The sequence below is a fragment of the Oribacterium sp. Sow4_G1_1 genome (genome assembly GCF_052116105.1).
Taxonomy (GTDB): Bacteria; Bacillota; Clostridia; order Lachnospirales; family Lachnospiraceae; genus Oribacterium.
In genome coordinates, this window is record NZ_JBQKLS010000012.1 from 87,153 (window position 1) to 105,822 (window position 18,670).

17 protein-coding genes, 1 tRNA gene and 1 pseudogene are annotated in these 18,670 nt (G+C 52.6%); 15 read left to right on the forward strand and 4 right to left on the reverse strand.

The features are described from left to right. Window positions 1-268: 268 nt before the first annotated feature. From ACTQ52_RS08960 to ispF, 6 genes and pseudogenes are all read left to right on the forward strand, one after another. Window positions 269-1,381 (forward strand): ABC transporter ATP-binding protein, encoded by a 1,113-nt coding sequence (locus ACTQ52_RS08960; RefSeq protein ID WP_410043730.1) that lies wholly within the window; start codon window positions 269-271, stop codon window positions 1,379-1,381. A gap of 278 nt (window positions 1,382-1,659) precedes the next feature. Further along, complete coding sequence (locus ACTQ52_RS08965; RefSeq protein WP_410043729.1) at window positions 1,660-2,751, forward strand: PucR family transcriptional regulator; 1,092 nt, start codon at window positions 1,660-1,662, stop codon at window positions 2,749-2,751. 264 nt (window positions 2,752-3,015) lie between these two features. Further along, a pseudogene (gene ftsE / locus ACTQ52_RS08970) lies at window positions 3,016-3,669 on the forward strand (cell division ATP-binding protein FtsE); the annotation flags it as partial. Window positions 3,670-3,914: 245 nt separating this feature from the next. Next, window positions 3,915-4,823, forward strand: coding sequence for a cell division protein FtsX (locus ACTQ52_RS08975; protein WP_410043728.1), 909 nt, complete (start codon window positions 3,915-3,917; stop codon window positions 4,821-4,823). Between the two features lie 100 nt (window positions 4,824-4,923). After that, a complete protein-coding gene (locus tag ACTQ52_RS08980) occupies window positions 4,924-6,252 on the forward strand; it encodes a murein hydrolase activator EnvC family protein (RefSeq protein ID WP_441982408.1) in 1,329 nt (442 codons plus the stop codon). Window positions 6,253-6,263: 11 nt separating this feature from the next. Next, window positions 6,264-6,731: a 2-C-methyl-D-erythritol 2,4-cyclodiphosphate synthase gene (gene ispF / locus ACTQ52_RS08985; protein WP_441982409.1), complete on the forward strand. Its 468-nt coding sequence runs from the start codon at window positions 6,264-6,266 to the stop codon at window positions 6,729-6,731. A 62-nt stretch (window positions 6,732-6,793) separates the two neighbouring features. On the opposite strand, the gene ACTQ52_RS08990 is transcribed toward ispF, so the two are convergent. Then, on the reverse strand, window positions 6,794-7,729 hold the full coding sequence (locus ACTQ52_RS08990) for a diacylglycerol/lipid kinase family protein (RefSeq protein ID WP_441226882.1): 936 nt from the start codon (window positions 7,727-7,729) through the stop codon (window positions 6,794-6,796). A gap of 389 nt (window positions 7,730-8,118) precedes the next feature. Between ACTQ52_RS08990 and ACTQ52_RS08995 the strand changes: the two genes are divergently transcribed. The 9 genes from ACTQ52_RS08995 to ACTQ52_RS09035 all read left to right on the forward strand — a co-directional run bounded on the left by ACTQ52_RS08995 (window position 8,119) and on the right by ACTQ52_RS09035 (window position 16,291). Further along, window positions 8,119-9,567, forward strand: coding sequence for a S1C family serine protease (locus ACTQ52_RS08995; RefSeq protein WP_441982410.1), 1,449 nt, complete (start codon window positions 8,119-8,121; stop codon window positions 9,565-9,567). Between the two features lie 372 nt (window positions 9,568-9,939). Then, window positions 9,940-11,349, forward strand: coding sequence for a cysteine--tRNA ligase (gene cysS / locus ACTQ52_RS09000; RefSeq protein ID WP_410043723.1), 1,410 nt, complete (start codon window positions 9,940-9,942; stop codon window positions 11,347-11,349). After that, window positions 11,349-11,840 (forward strand): Mini-ribonuclease 3, encoded by a 492-nt coding sequence (locus ACTQ52_RS09005; RefSeq protein ID WP_441982411.1) that lies wholly within the window; start codon window positions 11,349-11,351, stop codon window positions 11,838-11,840. The genes cysS and ACTQ52_RS09005 overlap by 1 nt, the downstream gene beginning before the upstream one ends. A gap of 120 nt (window positions 11,841-11,960) precedes the next feature. Beyond that, window positions 11,961-12,704, forward strand: a complete 744-nt coding sequence (gene rlmB / locus ACTQ52_RS09010) for a 23S rRNA (guanosine(2251)-2'-O)-methyltransferase RlmB (protein WP_410043721.1) — start codon at window positions 11,961-11,963, stop codon at window positions 12,702-12,704. A 109-nt stretch (window positions 12,705-12,813) separates the two neighbouring features. Further along, on the forward strand, window positions 12,814-13,692 hold the full coding sequence (gene aroE, locus ACTQ52_RS09015) for a shikimate dehydrogenase (protein ID WP_441982412.1): 879 nt from the start codon (window positions 12,814-12,816) through the stop codon (window positions 13,690-13,692). A 213-nt stretch (window positions 13,693-13,905) separates the two neighbouring features. Further along, a tRNA-Thr gene (locus tag ACTQ52_RS09020) sits at window positions 13,906-13,978 on the forward strand. Window positions 13,979-14,564: 586 nt separating this feature from the next. After that, window positions 14,565-14,777: a helix-turn-helix domain-containing protein gene (locus ACTQ52_RS09025; protein WP_410043719.1), complete on the forward strand. Its 213-nt coding sequence runs from the start codon at window positions 14,565-14,567 to the stop codon at window positions 14,775-14,777. Window positions 14,778-14,779: 2 nt separating this feature from the next. Further along, window positions 14,780-16,063, forward strand: coding sequence for a HipA domain-containing protein (locus ACTQ52_RS09030; RefSeq protein ID WP_441982413.1), 1,284 nt, complete (start codon window positions 14,780-14,782; stop codon window positions 16,061-16,063). A gap of 42 nt (window positions 16,064-16,105) precedes the next feature. Next, the gene (locus tag ACTQ52_RS09035) at window positions 16,106-16,291 is read left to right on the forward strand and encodes a hypothetical protein (protein WP_441982414.1); all 186 of its coding nucleotides are present in this window, start codon (window positions 16,106-16,108) and stop codon (window positions 16,289-16,291) included. A 65-nt stretch (window positions 16,292-16,356) separates the two neighbouring features. Here ACTQ52_RS09035 and ACTQ52_RS09040 read toward each other — a convergent pair whose 3' ends face one another. The 3 genes from ACTQ52_RS09040 to ACTQ52_RS09050 are packed head-to-tail and all read right to left on the reverse strand — an operon-like array spanning window position 16,357 to window position 18,216. After that, entirely contained in the window at window positions 16,357-17,283 is a 927-nt protein-coding gene (locus tag ACTQ52_RS09040) for an IS66 family transposase (RefSeq protein WP_441982415.1), read from the reverse strand. Then, window positions 17,229-18,029, reverse strand: a complete 801-nt coding sequence (locus ACTQ52_RS09045; protein WP_441982416.1) for a DUF6444 domain-containing protein — start codon at window positions 18,027-18,029, stop codon at window positions 17,229-17,231. The genes ACTQ52_RS09040 and ACTQ52_RS09045 overlap by 55 nt, the downstream gene beginning before the upstream one ends. Beyond that, window positions 17,971-18,216, reverse strand: coding sequence for a hypothetical protein (locus ACTQ52_RS09050; RefSeq protein ID WP_441982417.1), 246 nt, complete (start codon window positions 18,214-18,216; stop codon window positions 17,971-17,973). Before ACTQ52_RS09050 ends, ACTQ52_RS09045 begins: the two co-directional genes overlap by 59 nt. Window positions 18,217-18,670 lie beyond the last annotated feature (454 nt).

Here is an 18,670-nt window from a genome sequence, read left to right on the forward strand (position 1 = left end):
AAATTATGTTTTTAAATCTTGTGAAAAGTGGCCAAAACGCGGGAAAAATGACGGATTTTAGCCCTGTTTGTGCAGCTTGCATCCGAAAACTTTGTGTATATTGACCGTTTTAAAAAATCGCTCGACAGTTTGTATAAATTCAACCGGTCTTTTCTAGGAACAAATGCCGTTGAGAAAATGTTTCCACAAGTGTACGATGAGTACAGTTGAAAAAGGCTTGGGGAACCTGATCACTAAACGTTTGTGCCCTATAGGAGAAGAAAAAATTATGGCAAGTGTTGAGCTTAAGAATGTAACCAAGAAGTATCCGAACGGCTTCGTCGCTGTTAAGGATTTCAACCTCGATATCAAGGATAAGGAATTCATCATTTTCGTCGGACCATCTGGCTGTGGTAAGTCAACCACCCTTCGAATGATTGCAGGTCTCGAGGATATCTCGAGCGGTGACCTGATCATCGACGGCAAGAGAGTAAATGACGTCGAGCCGAAGGACAGAGATATCGCGATGGTATTCCAGAACTACGCTCTGTATCCTCATATGACCGTATATGACAACATGGCATTCGGTCTGAAGCTTCGTAAGGTTCCGAAGGCAGAGATCGATCAGAAGGTGCATGAGGCTGCGAGAATCCTCGATCTCGAGCATCTCCTCGACAGAAAGCCGAAGGCTCTTTCCGGTGGACAGAGACAGCGTGTAGCGATGGGACGTGCGATCGTTCGTAGACCGAAGGTATTCCTCATGGATGAGCCGCTCAGTAACCTCGATGCGAAGCTGAGAGCACAGATGCGTGTAGAGATCGCAAAGCTCCACAAGTCCCTCGAGACCACCATCATCTACGTAACACATGACCAGACCGAGGCGATGACACTGGGTACCAGAATCGTCGTTATGAAGGATGGTATCATCCAGCAGGTAGATACACCGGAGAACCTCTACGATACACCGTGCAACAAGTTCGTTGCAGGTTTCATCGGATCTCCGCAGATGAACATGATCGACGCAGAGTGCAAGGCCGAGGGTAATGATGTAACCCTTACCTTCGCAGGCCACACCATCACCCTCGACGCTGCCAAGGCTGCCAAGCTGAAGGACGGCGGATACATCGGTAAGACCGTCATCCTCGGCATCCGTCCGGAGCATCTGCACGATGAGGCAGATTTCGTAGCTGCTCACCCGAAGCAGACCGTACAGGCTGAGATCAAGGTATACGAGATGCTCGGTGCAGAGACCCTTCTCTACTTCGACCTCGCCGATGCAGGCTGGGTTGCAAGAGTAAACCCGAAGACCGCTGCTCGTACCGGTTCTACCGTTACCTTCGCACTCGATGAGGCGAAGATCCACGTTTTCGATAAGGAAACAGAGCAGACCATCACAAACTAAAAGAATCACAGCGCACCCGGTGGGAGATCCACCGGGTGTTTTTTCGTTCATCGTATCATTTTATACAGCCATGCATGGAAAAGAGGCCGAAAGAGGCTGAAAAATGACGGAAACGCTCAGGGAGGGCGGGGCAGCACTGCCTGAACGCTTACAAAATGACGGAAAATGACAGTCATCAGGTCGATACAATGATTGATTTTAGAAATCGAATCTAGTAAAATATCAATAATTATGGAGTACTAGTCGTATCTAGTCGTTAAGTGCAGAAGGAGTAGAGAATGATTTCAAATCAGGTTTTACAGAGCACGATTGATTCTCTCAAGAGTATTACAAGAGTTGATATCGCCATTGCGGACATTGATGGAAAGGTGCTTGCATCGACCTTTACCGATAACCAGTATACAGAATCTATGGTTTCGTCCTTTGCGGAATCACAGGCAGACAGCCAGGCCGTGGGCGGATATCAGTTTTTTAAGATCTTCGACGAGCACCAGCTCGAGTATGTGCTGATCGCGATGGGCGACAGCGACGACGTGTACATGGTCGGCAAGCTCGCCGCCTTCCAGATCCAGACCCTGCTGGTTGCATATAAGGAGAAGTTCGATAAGGACAACTTCATCAAGAACCTCCTGCTCGACAACCTGCTTCTGGTCGACATCTATAACCGTGCGAAGAAGCTGCATATCGATGTCAGCGTGAAGCGCGTGGTCTACATCATCGAAACCAAGAAGAGCACCAGCGATTCCGGCGCCCTCGAGGCACTGAAGACACTGTTCGCTGCAAAGACTCACGATTTCGTCACTGCGGTCGATGAGAAAAATGTCATCGTCGTAAAGGAAGTGAAGCCGACCGAGACCTCGGATGAGCTCCACCATGTAGCCGAGACGATCCTCGATATGCTCGAGACCGAGGCGATGATCGATGCCCGTGTCAGCTACGGTACCGTCGTGAACGAGATCAAGGATGTTTCGAAGTCCTACAAGGAAGCGAAGATGGCCCTCGAGGTCGGTAAGATCTTCTATGCAGAGCGGAACATCATCGCCTACAACCGTCTCGGTATCGGCCGTCTGATCTATCAGCTGCCACTGCCACTGTGCAAGATGTTTATCCGCGAGATCTTCACGACCGTCTCTCCGGACGAGTTCGACGAGGAGACCCTGACCACGATCAACAAGTTCTTCGAGAACAACCTGAACGTTTCCGAGACCTCCCGTCAGCTGTATATCCACAGAAACACCCTGGTATACCGTCTCGATAAGCTGCAGCGCTCCACCGGTCTGGACCTTCGTGTATTTGATGACGCGATTACCTTCAAGATCGCACTCATGGTTGTAAAGTACATGAAGTATATGGAGACCATCGACTATTAATTCTTCGAGTCTTCGATCCATCGACGCTTCACTCAGCGTCCGGAGACAGCCCTGTCTCTGAAAAAATCTTAAGATTATTGACATGAATTAGCCGGTCCATGGTGTATACACCACGGACCGGTTTTTGCTATTATTTTATATAGTGCGGCATCGTCTTCCGGAAGCCCCCTTGCGTTGTTTCTGAAGGCAACCCGGACGCAAGGTGCATCGAGCCCTTGCGCGATATACGATGTGCAACACCCCACCAAAGGACCTTCTATAAGAATGATTGAAATCAAAAACGTTTCCAAAAGCTATAAAAACGGCGTTGAGGCCCTCCGAAATGTCAGTCTCACCATCGCGGATGGCGAGTTCTGCTTCATCGTCGGGCGCAGCGGCTCTGGTAAATCCACGCTCGTCCGCCTCCTCACGAAGGAGCTCGAGCCGACGGAGGGCGAGATCACCGTCAACGGGCTCGCCCTGCAGCACATGAAGCGACGTCTCGTCCCGAAGTACCGTCGCCGTCTCGGTGTCGTCTTCCAGGACTTCCGGCTCCTCGAGGACCGTTCCGTCTATGAGAACGTCGGCTTCGCCGAGCTGATCGCCGGTAAATCCACCCCGGAAATCCGCGCAGATGTCGCGGAGATGCTCGAACGCGTCGGTCTCAGCGAGAAGCACGATGCCTATCCGCGCGAGCTCAGCGGTGGCGAGCAGCAGCGTACCGCCATCGCCCGCGCACTGATCAACCGTCCGGAGATTCTGATCGCAGATGAGCCGACCGGCAACCTCGACCACGAGAACGCCGTCAGCATCATGAAGCTGCTCGAGCGCATCCACGCGCAGGGCACCACGGTCATCGTTATCACGCACGACCTCGAGCTCGTCCGTATGATGAACAAGCGCACCGTTCACATGGCCGACGGCGAGATCATCTCGGATTCCGCTGCAGAAGAGGCGAGCGAGTCTGTCGCTTCTGCAGAAGCAGAGAAGGCTGTCCCGGAGATGCAACGTCGTCGATCACGCAAACGATCGACAGCGGAGGAAAGTATGTCGGAAGAGACCGCGTCCATCCGTGAAAACGTGTCGGAGCTCAGTTCTGAAACAGTTTCCACGGAACGCCCGCGCGGTCTCGGTGGCAGCCACCGCCCGCGTCATGTCAGCCGGAGAAAGGGAGGTGACATCAGATGAAAGCGAACGCCATCGGTTACTGTATCCATTCCGGATTCAAAAACATACTGCATAACAAGCTGTTTTCCGCCGCCTCTACAGCGACGATCGCGGCCTGCATCTTCCTGTTCTGTCTGTTCTTCGCGATCGTGACGAACGTACAGCACATCGCGAAAACCGCAGAAACCACCGTCGGCATCACCGTCTTCTTTACCGATGACGCAAGTTCTGAGGAGGTCAATGCTGTCGGCGAGGCCATCGCGGCGCGTCCGGAGGTGAAGAGCTCCCACTATACCTCTGCCGAGGAGGCCTGGGAAACGTTTAAGAGCGATTACTTCGATAACAACGAGCTGCTCGCAGAGGCATTCGCCGAGGACAACCCGCTCGCGAACTCCCAAAGCTACGAGATCTTCCTCAACAACATCCAGGATCAGCAGAGCATCGTGGACTGGCTTCACAGCTTCCCGGTCGTCCGTCAGGTGAATTACTCGAACGCAGCCGTCACGGGACTGAGCTCGCTGAACCGCATCATCTCGCTGCTCAGCGCCGTGATCATCGCGGTACTGCTGGCGGTGTCGGTCTTCCTGATCAGCAACACGATCTCCGTCGCGGCACAGTTCCGTCGACGCGAGAACATGATCATGAAGATGATCGGCGCGACGAACCTCATGATCCGCCTGCCGTTCCTCGTCGAGGGTGTGATGCTCGGCCTCGTCGGTGCACTGATCCCGCTGGCCGGCATCTACTTCATCTATGAAAAGGCTGTCCACTATGTCACAAGCCACTTTGTCTCGATCTCGACGCTGTTCCAGCCTATTCCGATCAGCACCATCTATCCGCAGATGGTCGCAGTCGCGCTGGGCCTCGGTGTCGGTGTCGGCTTCGTCGTCTCCTTCGTGACGATCCGAAAGTCGCTCCGGGTATAATACAAGGCGGCGCGAAGCCTCGTCGATGCATCGAGGTCTGGAAGACGATCCGCGACATGCGGATGCGAAGGACGAAGGCATCAGCCGAAAGAAAGAAGACATGAGAAAAAAGAAATCAGCGAAACTGAATATGCTTGCGGCGGCGCTCGTGCTGTCCCTCTGCTGCACGGCGAAGCCGAACCTCGCGGCGGAGACGGAGAAGAAGCAGATCGCGTCGGCGCAGAAAACGATCGACGCGAATCAGGCGGCCATCGATGCACTGAAGGAAGAGCAGGCGAAGGTGAACGATACCATCAGCGGGCTCAAGGACCAGAAGGCAGATACCGCGAGCTACATCAAAGCACTCGACCAGAGCATGACGGAGCTCACGAACGAGGTGAACGAGCTCAATGCTTCCATCGCGCAGAAGCAGCTGGACATCCAGTTCACGCAGGGGCAGCTCGCCGAGGCGGCGCAGACCGAGTCGGACCAGTATGCCAGCATGAAGCTGCGCATCCGCTTCATGTACGAGAAGGGTGATACGAGCTTCATCGACATGATCCTGAATGCCGAAAGCTGGGCAGATCTCCTCAACAAGGCGGAGTACATCGCGAAGATCACGGAGTATGACCGGCAGAAGCTGGACGAGTTTGCGGCGACGAAGCAGTTTATCACGAACACGAATCTGCAGCTCGAGGCGGAGCAGGCGCAGCTGGTGACGATGCAGGCATCCGCGAGCGCGAAGCAGCAGAGCGTGGCGACCCTGCTCGCACAGAAGAACCAGGAGCTCGCCGCCTATAATCAGAAGATCCGCTCGGCGCAGTCGACGGCGAACCAGCAGCAGGGTGAGATCAATGCACTCTACGCGGACATCGAGGAGCAGGAGAGCACGATCGCCGCGATGGAGAAGGAAATCAAACGGCAGGAAGAGGAGGCACGGAAGAAGGCCGAAGCCGAGGCGAAGGCGAAGGAAGAGGCGGCCCGGAAGGCGGCCGTCGCTGCCGGTAAGGATCCGGATTCGGTCGAGAAGGTGAAGTCGGACTACACGACGCGAACGATGAGTGGCGGATTCACCTGGCCGGTTCCGTCGGGAGGCCGCATCAGCAGTACCTTCGGCTCCCGTGAAGCGCCGACCGAGGGTGCCAGCACCTATCATAAGGGCATCGACATCGCGGCATCCAGTGGCTCGAAGGTCGTGGCGGCCGCCGGCGGTGAGGTCGTGATCGCAACCTACTCTGCCTCGGCCGGAAACTACGTGATGATCAACCATGGCAGCGGTGTGTATACCGTCTACATGCACATGGCAAACCTCGGTGTCTCCGAGGGGCAGGAAGTCAAGCAGGGCGAGAGCATCGGCTCCGTCGGCTCCACCGGCTACTCAACCGGACCACATCTCCACTTCGGCATCCGTGAAAACGGAAGCTATGTGGATCCACAGAATTTTATGTAATGGAGGTTTTTATGAGAATCGGAACAGGATATGATGTACATAAACTGGTCGAGGGACGTGCACTGATCCTCGGCGGCGTGACCATCCCGTATGAGCGTGGTCTCGACGGTCACAGTGATGCGGATGTTATCGTGCATGCCATCATGGATGCACTGCTCGGTGCAGCCGCCCTCGGTGATATCGGGCAGCACTTCCCGGATACGGATCCGCGCTATAAGGGCGCTGATTCCGTACAGCTGCTTCATGAGGTCGGCCTCATCCTCGCCGCTCATGGCTACAGCATCGAGAACATCGACTCTACTATCATCGCGCAGCGTCCGAAGCTGATGAGCTATCTCCCGGAGATGCGTACGAATGTCGCGAAGGCCCTGAACCTTTCCGTCGACCAGGTGTCCATCAAGGCCACCACGGAGGAGCATCTCGGCTTCACCGGTCGTGGCGAAGGCATCAGCGCACAGGCCGTCGCACTGCTGATTTAAGTTTCCGTCAAAAGACCCGGAGGGCTGGCCCTCCGGGTCTTTTGACGAAAGTGTATATCCGCTCAGAGCCGCAGCCGCAGCTTCTTCGGAATGCAGGTCAGCGTATAGTCCGTCTGCTCACCGATCGACTCGCCATCCACATGCACCGGAAGTGCCCGATCCGTATGGATCACGGCCTCACGGCAGCGGTAGAGATGCACACCGGTATGGGTGACATGCTTTCCGAAGATGCTCGCCAGCATGATCAGGAGGAGCCGCCACTTATACTTCGTGCTCACGATACAGATATCGAGGTAACCATCCGCTCCGTCGGCCTTCGGGCAGACCATATAGCCACCATCGAAGGGATGTACATGCGCCGAGATGAACAGGATGTTGTTGAACTCGTGGCGCTTATCGCCATCGAGGATCACATAGCCATGACTCGGACGCGCATGGATCAGCTCCCGCACGAAGATATGGAAATAGCTCGCCCGCCGTCGCTGGAAGAACGGCTTTTTCGTGTCGCCCGCACCGTCATACCCCTCGGCATACAGCGCTGGAAAGAGCGCCGCATCGAAGCCGATCCCGGAGCTCACCGCGAAGCGGCGATTCATGGTCGCACAGTTCAGCACACCATAATCGAGCAGCAGCTCATCCGACGGATTCCGGAGACGCTTCAGCTGCGCGCGCAGTGTATAGCGCTTCCGATAGCAGCGCGCGATGTCGTTATCCGTTTTCGTCGGAATATAGGCGACGGACACACGGTCACCGTCCATGTGCAGTCCGTCCACGACCTCGTTCAGCGTACCCTCGCCACCGATGACGGTGATCGTCCGCTTCTCCGGACAGCGCTCGGACAGCTGCTGTGCGTAGCGGCGCGCATCGCCGGCCTTCTCCGTAAGATATACCTCGTAGTTCTCCGTATTATGTGTCCGTTTTAAATATTTGAGTACCTTATCCCAGATTTTTCGTCCGCGGCCACCTGAGGCCTCCGGATTGATGATGAAATAATACATACTTCCTCCGAAGCTTTATATGAAAAAATTATAGCATTTTTCAGTCGCTTCATCTCTAAAAAGACTATAAACTGCCCCTTCGAATCCCTTCGAAATTCTATGCTTCACCTGTGAAAATCTTCGCTTCAGAATACCTTCTATATCGACTGTACACGAGCGCGTTTTTCACAAATTCTCCAAATCTAAGACACAAATTCAACACAGAAATCACGTATCATACTCGATGTAAACAGAAAGATAGCTGATGTGCATGAGCATCATCCGTGATCGTCGAAGCGGCGGTCGGCAGCAGAACGCAGAAGGTCTGTTGCGATCGCAGTCCGGCTTTACCAGATCACGATGAATGAACATATACGATCGATCAGGAACTACACTTTCTCAGGAGGTTCATGATGAAAAAAGTAGCAGGAATAGTTTTAGGTGCTGTATTGTTCGGTGCCGTCGCCGGTGCATCCATGGTCGGGGTCAATGTCGCCGCCCAGAAGGCCGGCATCGCTTACCAGAGTGACAGTGGCGCCCAGGCCGTCACACCGGAGACCACCGCCGCCGCGACCCAGGCTGCCGCGGAAACACAGGCGGCAGGCGCAGCGGGCAGTGGTACCGCTCCGGCATCCACGCTTGGCTATGGCTCCGTCAGTGAGGTCGCGAAGAACGCGATGCCGTCGGTTGTCGCCATCACCAATATGATGAAGTATCAGGCGAACGGCTTCTCCCTGTTCGGGAACTACCAGAATTATGAGACCGAGGTACCGGCGAGTGGTTCCGGCGTCATCGTCGGAAAGAATGATACCGAGCTTCTGATCGTCACCAACAACCATGTGGTCGCTGATTCGAGCTCCCTCTCCGTCACCTTCTGTGATAACGAGAGTGTCGATGCTGAAATCAAGGGTACCGATGCCTCCGCGGATCTCGCCGTGGTCGCTGTAAAGCTTTCCGATATTCCTCAGGCGACGATGGATGCGCTGAAGGTCATCAGCATTGGCAACAGCGATGACATACAGGTCGGCGATCAGGTCGTGGCGATCGGTAACGCACTGGGCTACGGTCAGTCCGTCACCACCGGTATCATCTCCGCGAAGGACAGAGATGTACAGACCAGTGAGAGCAGCGAGTCTGGACTTCTCCAGACGGATGCCGCCATCAACCCGGGCAACTCCGGCGGCGCACTCCTCAACATGCAGGGCGAGCTGATCGGCATCAACGTCGCGAAGTACAGTGATACCGATGTCGAGGGTATGGGCTACTCCATCCCATCCGCGAAGGCGAAGAAGGTCATCGACTCACTGTCCACACTGACTACACGTCAGGCCGTTCCGGAGGATGAGCGTGGTTACCTCGGCATCCAGGTCAAGAACATCGATGCGCAGACCGCACAGACCTTCGACATGCCGCAGGGCGTCTTCATCTATAAGTTCACTGAGGGCTCCAATGCTGAGAACAGCGGCCTCCAGGAGAAGGATATCATCACCGCACTGGATGGTCAGGGCGTCAACACCTTCGACGATCTCTCGAACCTTCTTTCGAAGTATAAGGCCGGCGAGACTGTCAAGGTCACCGTCAAGCGTCCGAACGGCAGCCAGTATGACGAGGTAACCGTCGACGTCACCCTGGGCTCCTCCGAGACCTCGAACACCAACAAGAAGTCCGGCACACAGAGTCAGCAGAACCAGGGCTCCGCAAACGACCCGTTCTCTCAGAACGGCGGCAGCAGTTCGAACGGTAATGGCTCAAACGGCAACGGCTCGGACGGCAGCCAGGGCTCGAACGGCTCCGGCAGCAGCGACCAGGAGCAGCTGTGGCAGCAGTTCCAGCAGTTCTTCAACCAGTATCAGCGCTAATCCATGAGAGGGCCGTCCAAAGGACGGAGCGGCGCATGGATGCCCTAGTGGCGAACGTATTCAGAGCCTTGCCTATGGCAAGGCTTCTTTGCTAATCCATGAGAGGGCCGTCCAAAGGACGGAGCGGCGCATGGATGCCCTAGTGGCGAACGTATTCAGAGCCTTGCCTATGGCAAGGCTTCTTTGTTACTCCATGAGAGGGCCGTCCGGCAGGGCCTCATTGTCATTGACGCGCGCGTCTTTAAGCCTTAAAATAGTTTTATATGACCCTATGAGAAGCGATGATGTAGCGCCAGAAGCATTGGCGAACGCAGGATGTGCCGTCATAGAAATTTTACCGGGCGGGCAGAAATCATGGGCAGAGGAGATACTATGAAGATTTTTAATACGATGTCCCGCATGAAGGAAGAGTTTAAGCCGATCGAGGAGGGCAAGATCCGTATGTATGTCTGTGGACCGACGGTCTACAACTTCATCCATATCGGTAACGCGCGTCCGATGATCGTGTTTGATACCTTCCGTCGCTATATGGAGTATCAGGGCTATAAGGTGACCTATGTGTCGAACTATACCGATGTCGACGACAAGATCATCAAGGAGTCCATCGAAGAGGGCGTGAGCTGCGGCGAGATCACGAAGAAGTACATCGCCGAGGTCGAGAAGGACATGGATGCGATGAACATCGAGCCGGCGAGCGCACACCCGAAGGCGACCGAGGAGATCCAGGGCATGATCGATCTGATCAAGACCCTGATCGAGGGCGGTAATGCTTATGTCGCTGCCGATGGTACCGTTTATTTCGATACGACCTCCTTCCGCGGCTACGGAAAGCTGAGTCACAAGAACATCGATGAGCTGCAGTCCGGTTTCCGTGATCTGAAGGTGTCCGGTGAGGAGGGCAAGCGTACCTCGACCGATTTCGTACTCTGGAAGCCGAAGAAGGACGGCGAGCCGTACTGGGAGTCTCCATGGTGCGAGGGTCGTCCGGGCTGGCACACCGAGTGCTGCGTCATGGCTCCGAAGTACTGCGGCGGACGTCTCGACATCCATGCCGGTGGTGAGGACCTCATCTTCCCGCACCACGAGAACGAGATCGCACAGTATGAGAGTGCACACCACGAGACCTTCTCGAACTACTGGATGCACAACGGATTCATCAATATCAACAACCAGAAGATGAGTAAGTCCCTCGGTAACTTCTTTACCGTCCGTGACATCACCGCGCAGTATGATCCGATGGTGCTCCGCTTCTACATGCTGAGCGCCCACTACCGTAATCCGCTGAACTTCAGTAAGGAGCTCATGGATGCTGCGAAGACCTCCCTCGACCGTATCTACACGGCGCTGGATCGTCTGCGTGAGCTGAGTGCGAAGGCACAGGGCGATGCGATGACGGAGAAGGAGCTGGAGGATCAGAAGGCGGTCGATCAGCTGCAGGAAACCTTCAACAGCAAGATGGACGACGATCTGAACACCGCAGATGCGATCACGGCGATCTTCGAGCTCGTTCGTGTGGCGAACATCACGGCGACCGAGGAGAGCACGAAGGCATACGTGGACTATGTGCTTGCGAAACTCGAGCTTCTCATGGGTGTCCTGGGCATTCGTACGGAGCTCAAGAAGGATGATCTCGACAGTGAGGTCGAGAAGCTGATCGAGGAGCGTCAGGCAGCACGTAAGGCGAAGGACTTCGCCCGGGCGGATGAAATCCGTGACCAGCTGCTCGCCATGGGTATCGTTCTCAAGGATACCAGAGAAGGCGTGAAGTGGAGTCGTGCCTGATGGATTACGAGATTTTCAAGCTCTATAAGGAAAAGCTGAATCTGAAAGCGGTGGATGTCCAGACGACTTCACCGCTTATTCTCGCGTACATCGGCGACTGTCTCTATGACCTCGCCGTGCGGGAGTATGTGGTGTCGAACTTCCCGGGTGTGGTCAATGCTGTCAACCAGAAAAAGACGACCTTCGTCTGTGCACATGCGCAGTCGGAGATCATGGGCTTTCTCATCGGACAGGGCGTGCTGACGGACGAGGAGATGTCCGTCTACCGTCGTGGCCGCAATCAGAAGTCTGCAACGCACAGCAAGAACAGCTCCATCCAGGAGTACCGCCGCGCGACAGGCTTCGAGGCGCTGATCGGATACCTGTATCTGACGGAGCAGTACGAGCGCATGATCGATCTGGAGGCGAGAGGCATCACCCACCTGCAGGCGCTGGAGGACCGCTACGGCGAGATCCGGCACGAGCCGGCGGCAGAAGCAGAAAAAGAATAAGCCAGTTGAAAAACTGCGTTTTTTCGGTTCAAACATCACATCCTGTATCGGAGACCGTCTCCGATGTGTACCGGCTCTCGGAGTCGGCCATGGATGTGAGCATAGGAGAAGGATCTAAGCATGAGAGACGAAGAATTTACACTGATCGGACGAAATCCGGTCATCGAAGCATTTCGTGCGGGCAAGGCGATCGATCGTCTGTTCGTACAGGACGGGCTCCACGACGGCCCGATTTCCACGATTTTACGTGAGGCGAAGAAGGCCGGTGTGAAGCCGGAATTCGTGAAGAAGGAGCGCCTCGATGAGATCGCCGGACAGGGGGCGAGCCACCAGGGTGTAGCGGCCTACCTTGCGGCATTCCACTACAGCAGCGTGCAGGAGATGCTCGACGCTGCCCGTGAGAAGAACGAGGATCCGTTCCTCTTCATCCTCGACGGCATCGAGGATCCGCATAACCTCGGCGCGATGATCCGTACGGCGAATCTCGCCGGCGCCCATGGTGTCATCATCCGCGAGCGGCGTGCCGTTGGGCTGACCTCGACCGTGGCGAAGAGCTCGGCCGGCGCGCTGGAGCATACCCGTGTGGCGAAGGTCACCAACATCGGCCAGACCATCGAGGAGCTGAAGAAGGAGGGCATATGGTTCGTCTGTGCGGATATGGACGGCGAGCTCATGTATAAGCTGAATCTGAAGGGTGCGATCGGACTCGTCATCGGGAACGAGGGCGAGGGCGTTTCCCGCCTCGTGAAGGAGAAGTGCGATATGGTCGCCTCCATCCCGATGAAGGGCGACATCGACTCTCTGAACGCATCCGTCGCGTGCGGCGTGCTCGCGTACGAAATCGTACGGCAGCGACTGAACTGACGGCATGTGGGCTGATGTAAACATTGGCCACATATAATCGTATAGGAAGAAAATGGCAGGGAATCGCAGGCGGGACGCCGGGTTCCCTGTTCTGGATGATGGAGGAAATATGGAAATTTCAGGACGCACGAAAATGATCTGTCTGCTCGGCAGCCCGGTGGCGCACAGCATGTCCCCGGCGATGCACAACGAGGCCTTCGCGGAGCTCGGGCTCGACTACCGTTACCTCGCCTTCGATGTGAAAGAGGGGGAGCTCGCCGGCGTGATGGACAGCTTCCGGAGGATGGGCGTGCGCGGCTTCAACCTCACGATGCCGCTGAAGACGGAGGCCGTCGCGCTCTGTGACCGGCTGAGTCCGGCAGCAGAGATCGCCGGTTCAGTCAATACCGTTGTCCTCGAGGACGATGGCACGGCGACGGGACATACCACGGACGGTATCGGCTTCACGGAGTCGGCACGTCAGGAAGGCGTCGATTTCCGCGGACAGAAGGTGACGCTGCTCGGTACCGGTGGGGCCGGGATCGCCATCCTCGTGCAGCTCGCGCTCGATGGTGCCCGCGAGGTAGCGGTCTTCGAGCGCGCCACCAGCCGCTTCCACGATCGGACCGCTCGTGTCGTCGCCGAGCTGAACGAACGTACCCACTGCCATGTCACGGTCTATGACTATGAGGATGCTGTGATGCAGCAGCAGATCGCGGAGTCCTGTCTCCTCATCAACGCGACGAATGTCGGCATGGCACCGCATACCGATGCCTGCATCATCCAGGATCCGTCCTGGCTTACGCAGCGGGCAGCGGCTCCGCTGGTCGTCGCCGACGTCATCTATAATCCGCGGAAGACGAAGCTCCTCGAGATGGCTGAGGCCTGCGGCCTCAAGTCCTTCAACGGCATCAACATGCTGCTGTACCAGGGCGCAGCTGCCTTCGAGCTCTGGACCGGCGAGAGGATGCCGACGGAGAAGATCAAGGCGAAGTTTTTCTCGGAATAATTCACAGCTTAACTGGCCCTCATATCGGCTTCGGCTAAGAGCACGCAGGAAACGCCCTGCACAACGCAGATAAGCACCGTATCCGTATATCTGCGCCGTGCCGTTATGTGCAAAATAATGTCCACATAAACTTTTTACAAAAAAAGTAAATTCGTGGTTGACAGAGCAGGGTCTCCATGATAAAGTATAGAAGTTCTCGAGAGGGAACGGAATGCTGGCATAGCACAGTCGGTAGTGCGTCGCATTGGTAGTGCGGAGGTCACCGGTCCGATTCCGGTTGCCAGCTTTCTTTATAGGGTGAGAAATCACTTGGAAGAGAGCCCGGAAATGACGTAAATACGTTGTTTCCGGGCTCTTTCTGTATGTTCATCCATCGATGTTACATAACGGTGTATTCACACTGGATGAACGTTTACAGCATGAAAAATTGGGGCGAAAGTGCAAATTTTGTGGGGCGAGATTTTTTAATGACGGAGTGAAGGTGAACTATGCGAAGTTCCAAGACGTGCTGGCGAAGATAAAGTGACGAAACCATATATAAGAGGAGTCTTTGAACATGGCAGAGAGCTGGGTTCCTCTGCACCGGAATACACAGTTCTAGGCGATGATCTGACGGTCAAGTTTACTGGTTATAGTTCACTCGTGTACTGATCCGGCAGAGGACCGAAGGGGACGGCAACCTGCTGACGGAATGGTGCGAATAATGATGATGTATATCGCTTGACTACGCCGTACGGCTAATTATATAATTCATTTGTGATAAATTAGCCGTACGGCTCATTATTTATAAATGCAAGTATAATTTAGCCGTACGAACCAAATAACCAAACTCAACTTTAAAATAAGCCGTACGGCAGAATCGAGGCAACCTTATGAAGCTTTATGATTCAAGCGATTTCGGACTTGCGATTCGTAATCGTCGAAAAGAACTTCACTATACGCAGAGTACTCTTGCTGAGTTAACCGGCTTCAGTATAAGCTATATTTCTGATCTGGAGCGTGGCAAACCTACGGCAGAGCTTGAAAAAGCAATACACCTTGCAAACATTTTAGGCATGGACATCATTGCCGAGAAACGAGGATAGCCATGTTTAATCTTACTGTTATGATGGAAATATGCGGAATCAGCACCTGTGTCGGGCACATTACCGGTACAGATTCTTCTAATTCTTTTTTTTCGTATGACGATATCTATTTATCGACACCTGACTGTCGCCCCATATCGATCAGTCTACCGATCGAGAAAAAGCGTTTCAGTCCCGAAGAGACGAAATGTTTCTTCGAGGGATTACTGCCAGAAGGTTTTACACGCAGATGTGTCGCAGAGAGACTTTGCGCTGATGAATCAGATTACTTGACACTTCTTTCCGTTCTCGGCAGCGAGTGCCTGGGGGCTATTAAAATAGTTGATCCGATAAATGGCGAAATCAAAGCAGCTTATAGACCTTTAGAAGATCACGAAATAACTGCACTTGCGGCGGAAGGCGCAAGCGAATCCGCAGAATTTGTAAGTAAATCCCATCTTTCGCTCACTGGTGCATCTGGAAAAGTCGGTTTATATTATGATTATGAGAAACATCAGTGGTATTTACCTATCGGAGATGCACCAAGCACACATATCATAAAGCAGAGCCATGTTCGATTAAAGAGAATTGTCGCAAATGAGCAATTATGTTTGCTGACCGCAAAGAATGTCGGGATTGATGTCCCAAACAGCTTTATTTTACAATTGAACGGTAGTGATGACGCAGATATTCTTTTTGCAACTGAGCGTTACGATCGAAAAATGCAGGATTCAAAAAGAATGCTGAATCATATGCCGGTTCCGTACCGCTTACATCAAGAAGATTTTTCACAGGCATTAGGGATTGCCGCCATAAATAAATATGAAAAAAATGGGCAGCATTATCTCAAAAGAATGTTTGATACGATCCGAAAAAACTGTTCGGACCCACTACATGACCAGCTGAAATTATGGGATCTTTGTGTTTTCAACTATCTTATCGGCAACACCGATAATCATATAAAAAATGTTTCACTACTATATAGCGAAGATTTACGATCCATTCATATCGCACCGGCTTATGATATCGTAAGTACCGTAGTTTATGAACGCAGCACCGAAAATATGGCCTTTAGTATCGATGGGATTTATGACATCCGCCAAATATCTCGAGATCATTTTGCAAATGAAGCAAAGTTATGTGGTCTCGGCGTAAAAATGGCACTTCGCCGATTCGATGACATGGTAGATAAGTTTGCCGATGCACTGAACCATGCCACAAATGATTTAGATAATCTTGGATTTCACGATACACTGAACTTAAGCCATCAGATTTTAGATAAAGGTGGAATTCATCATTACATATGAACTGGATAAGGATGCAGTATTTTGTCCTCAGGTTGAGGACGATTGATTACAGATGCAAATCGTCCCCAAGTTGGGGATGATTTACAAATTAACGCCATTGGCGTCGAAAATGACGTTAATTTTGGCACTAAAAATGGCGTTAATACTCCGATAACAAAAGGACAGGAACCAGTGAAGAAGCTGCTGGTGCTTACGGGTAGCATCAACAAAGTTACTGTTCACTCGTAACCTTGCATAGTTAAGGCCGGACCGCTAAACTGATCTCAGTTGATGCGGACCGGCCTTTCTGGCTATTATGAGTCAAATCTTTGTGCGACTTCCTGGAACACATTGGCTCCATCATTATTTCGTATCTTAATAAGCACGCTTTTTCCGTTACAGAGGTCTTCGATAGATGTGAAACTTCTGAACGATATAGCCTGCTTTTGCTTTCTTTTGTAGTTTCTCAGATACCGCTCGGCAGCATTGTTTGTCGTTGGTATCGTGTAATCATAGAGGAACCGGAGATGAGCTTCCTTGAACTTCTCCATCCTGCGATAGAGGTTGTATCCATCTCGGTAGTATTTGCTGGGCAGCACGTATTCGTATTCGTCTGTTGCCCTTTTCAGGATCTCGTCATACCTTGCTTCAAATGCAGAGATCTGGCTAAGATCGGGTTCAGCATGGATGGCAGTTTCATTCCGATAATGGATCATTTCTGTCACGAGTGCATGCATTTCCTGGTTCCAGGTTCGGTCAGGTTCATTCTCCATGCTGTCTTTCAGATAGCGGAGGACGTGTGCGAGACATTCCTGATGTTCGGATCCGAAATTAAAAAACGTAAGCTCGTGATCATGTACCAGTGTTCCCTGGTAATCCTCTGTCACGGTTCCTTTTACGCCTTCAAGTCCTTTGTGCTCCCGCGCAAAGTAGAGCGCGTTCCCTTGCGGATCCGCACAGATGAATACATAGGCACTCTTTCCGTTGTAGCGGGCATTGGTGCAGTCGGTATGCATGACAGGCGTAAGGAGTATATCTTTAAAGGTCTTCTTACGTTCATCCTCGGTTTTTATGGCAAACTCATGGCCGAGCCGGCTGATCATGCCTTTGGAGATGTTCAGTTTTCCATTGGTGAGTTCGGACAGGAATTTCCGGCTTTTATCGATAGAAGTGTCGCAGTCATTATTCAGAAGATACAGGAAAGCTTTGACACTTCCTCCGTAGTTGACATCATCGACCACCCCTTTAGGAAACGGAGCGTGATAGGTTTCGCCGGTTTTTGAGTTTCTGTAGATGTGTGCCCGAATTCGGTCACTTCAAGGACAAGCTTTACGTTGACAAGCTGCTTACTGATCACCTTATCGGTTTTCTTGAAATCCGGATCATTCACGATTTCCGGAGCGGCTTCAAGGTATTTCACCTCGGTTGCGTCCTGCTTTGCACGTCTATGACCCTGGTGACCAGGCTGGCCGCCCGGTCTTTTCCCAGTTCTCTCACGGTTATTGGTGATCTTCTTATGATTAGGGGACAGGGAGGATGGCTTCGAGGAATTCTCGTAATCACGTCGGATCTGGGCGATCAGCTTTCTATTCTTTTCCCGCTCATCCTCCAGTTCGGTTTCGAGTGCATATTTTTTCTGACGAAGAGCAGCATTGATTGCATGCTCCTCGTCACACTTTCTGGCTTCAGCCTGATATCGTTCGATTGCCTCGGAAAGCTGTCGCCTAAGTTCTTTGACAACCTTCTGATGCTCTTTTTCCTGATCCTCGCAGATTTCCTCTACCCATTTCCAGACTTTTTCAAGTGTATGCTCAAGCTCGCGGATACGGGCATTCTTCTGCTCGATGATCCGCTGATAGTGTCTTCTGGATTTACGATGACTTTCTTCGATCCTCTGGTATCTTTTTCCAGACTCGTAACCATCAATCTTATGTTGTGCCGCTTTCAGCTGCATCTGCAGCGTTCCGATCAGATCCCGCTTTTTCATGAGCTTTCTGTACCTTATCCCAAAACCGTTCGAAAACTTCAAGTTCCTGCTTTTGTGTTTCTATGATTTCATTCTGCATATCCAGCATCTTGCGTAGACTTGCGTTCTCTTTTTCGAGGCCAGAAATCTGCTTCTTATATGTCTTGATCAGTTCTTCCTGCATATGCATAATCTTTTCAATGCCCATAGTTCGTCACCTCCCAATGCGAAAAGTATAGAAAAAAGCACGTATTTACGCGAATCGCAGGAGTTTCAGTATTAGTCAAAATGCCATGTGTACAGGTGCCTGCAGAAGGCGCTTTTTAGCCACTAGACCGAACTGATATCCACATTTTGGGGCGTGTAGGCATGAAGGAGACCGGTAAATGTGGATATCGATTCTATCCGGAAAACGGGATAAGAAAATCCGGATAGGCTGTCCACAAACAACCTTCCGGATAAGAAAAACCAGTTAAAATAAAAAATTTAAATTTCGGCGATCTCACCAACGTTTGGAACTACGAGTGAACAGTAACAAAAAAGTAAACTTAGGTCAGTTGTAAAAGCTAATTCCAGTTTGTAAGACTAAATTCCACCTTGTAGGAGTAAATTCCACGGGGTGGAGTTTTTTTGTGCCGAAAAAGAGCGGAAACGATGGAAAA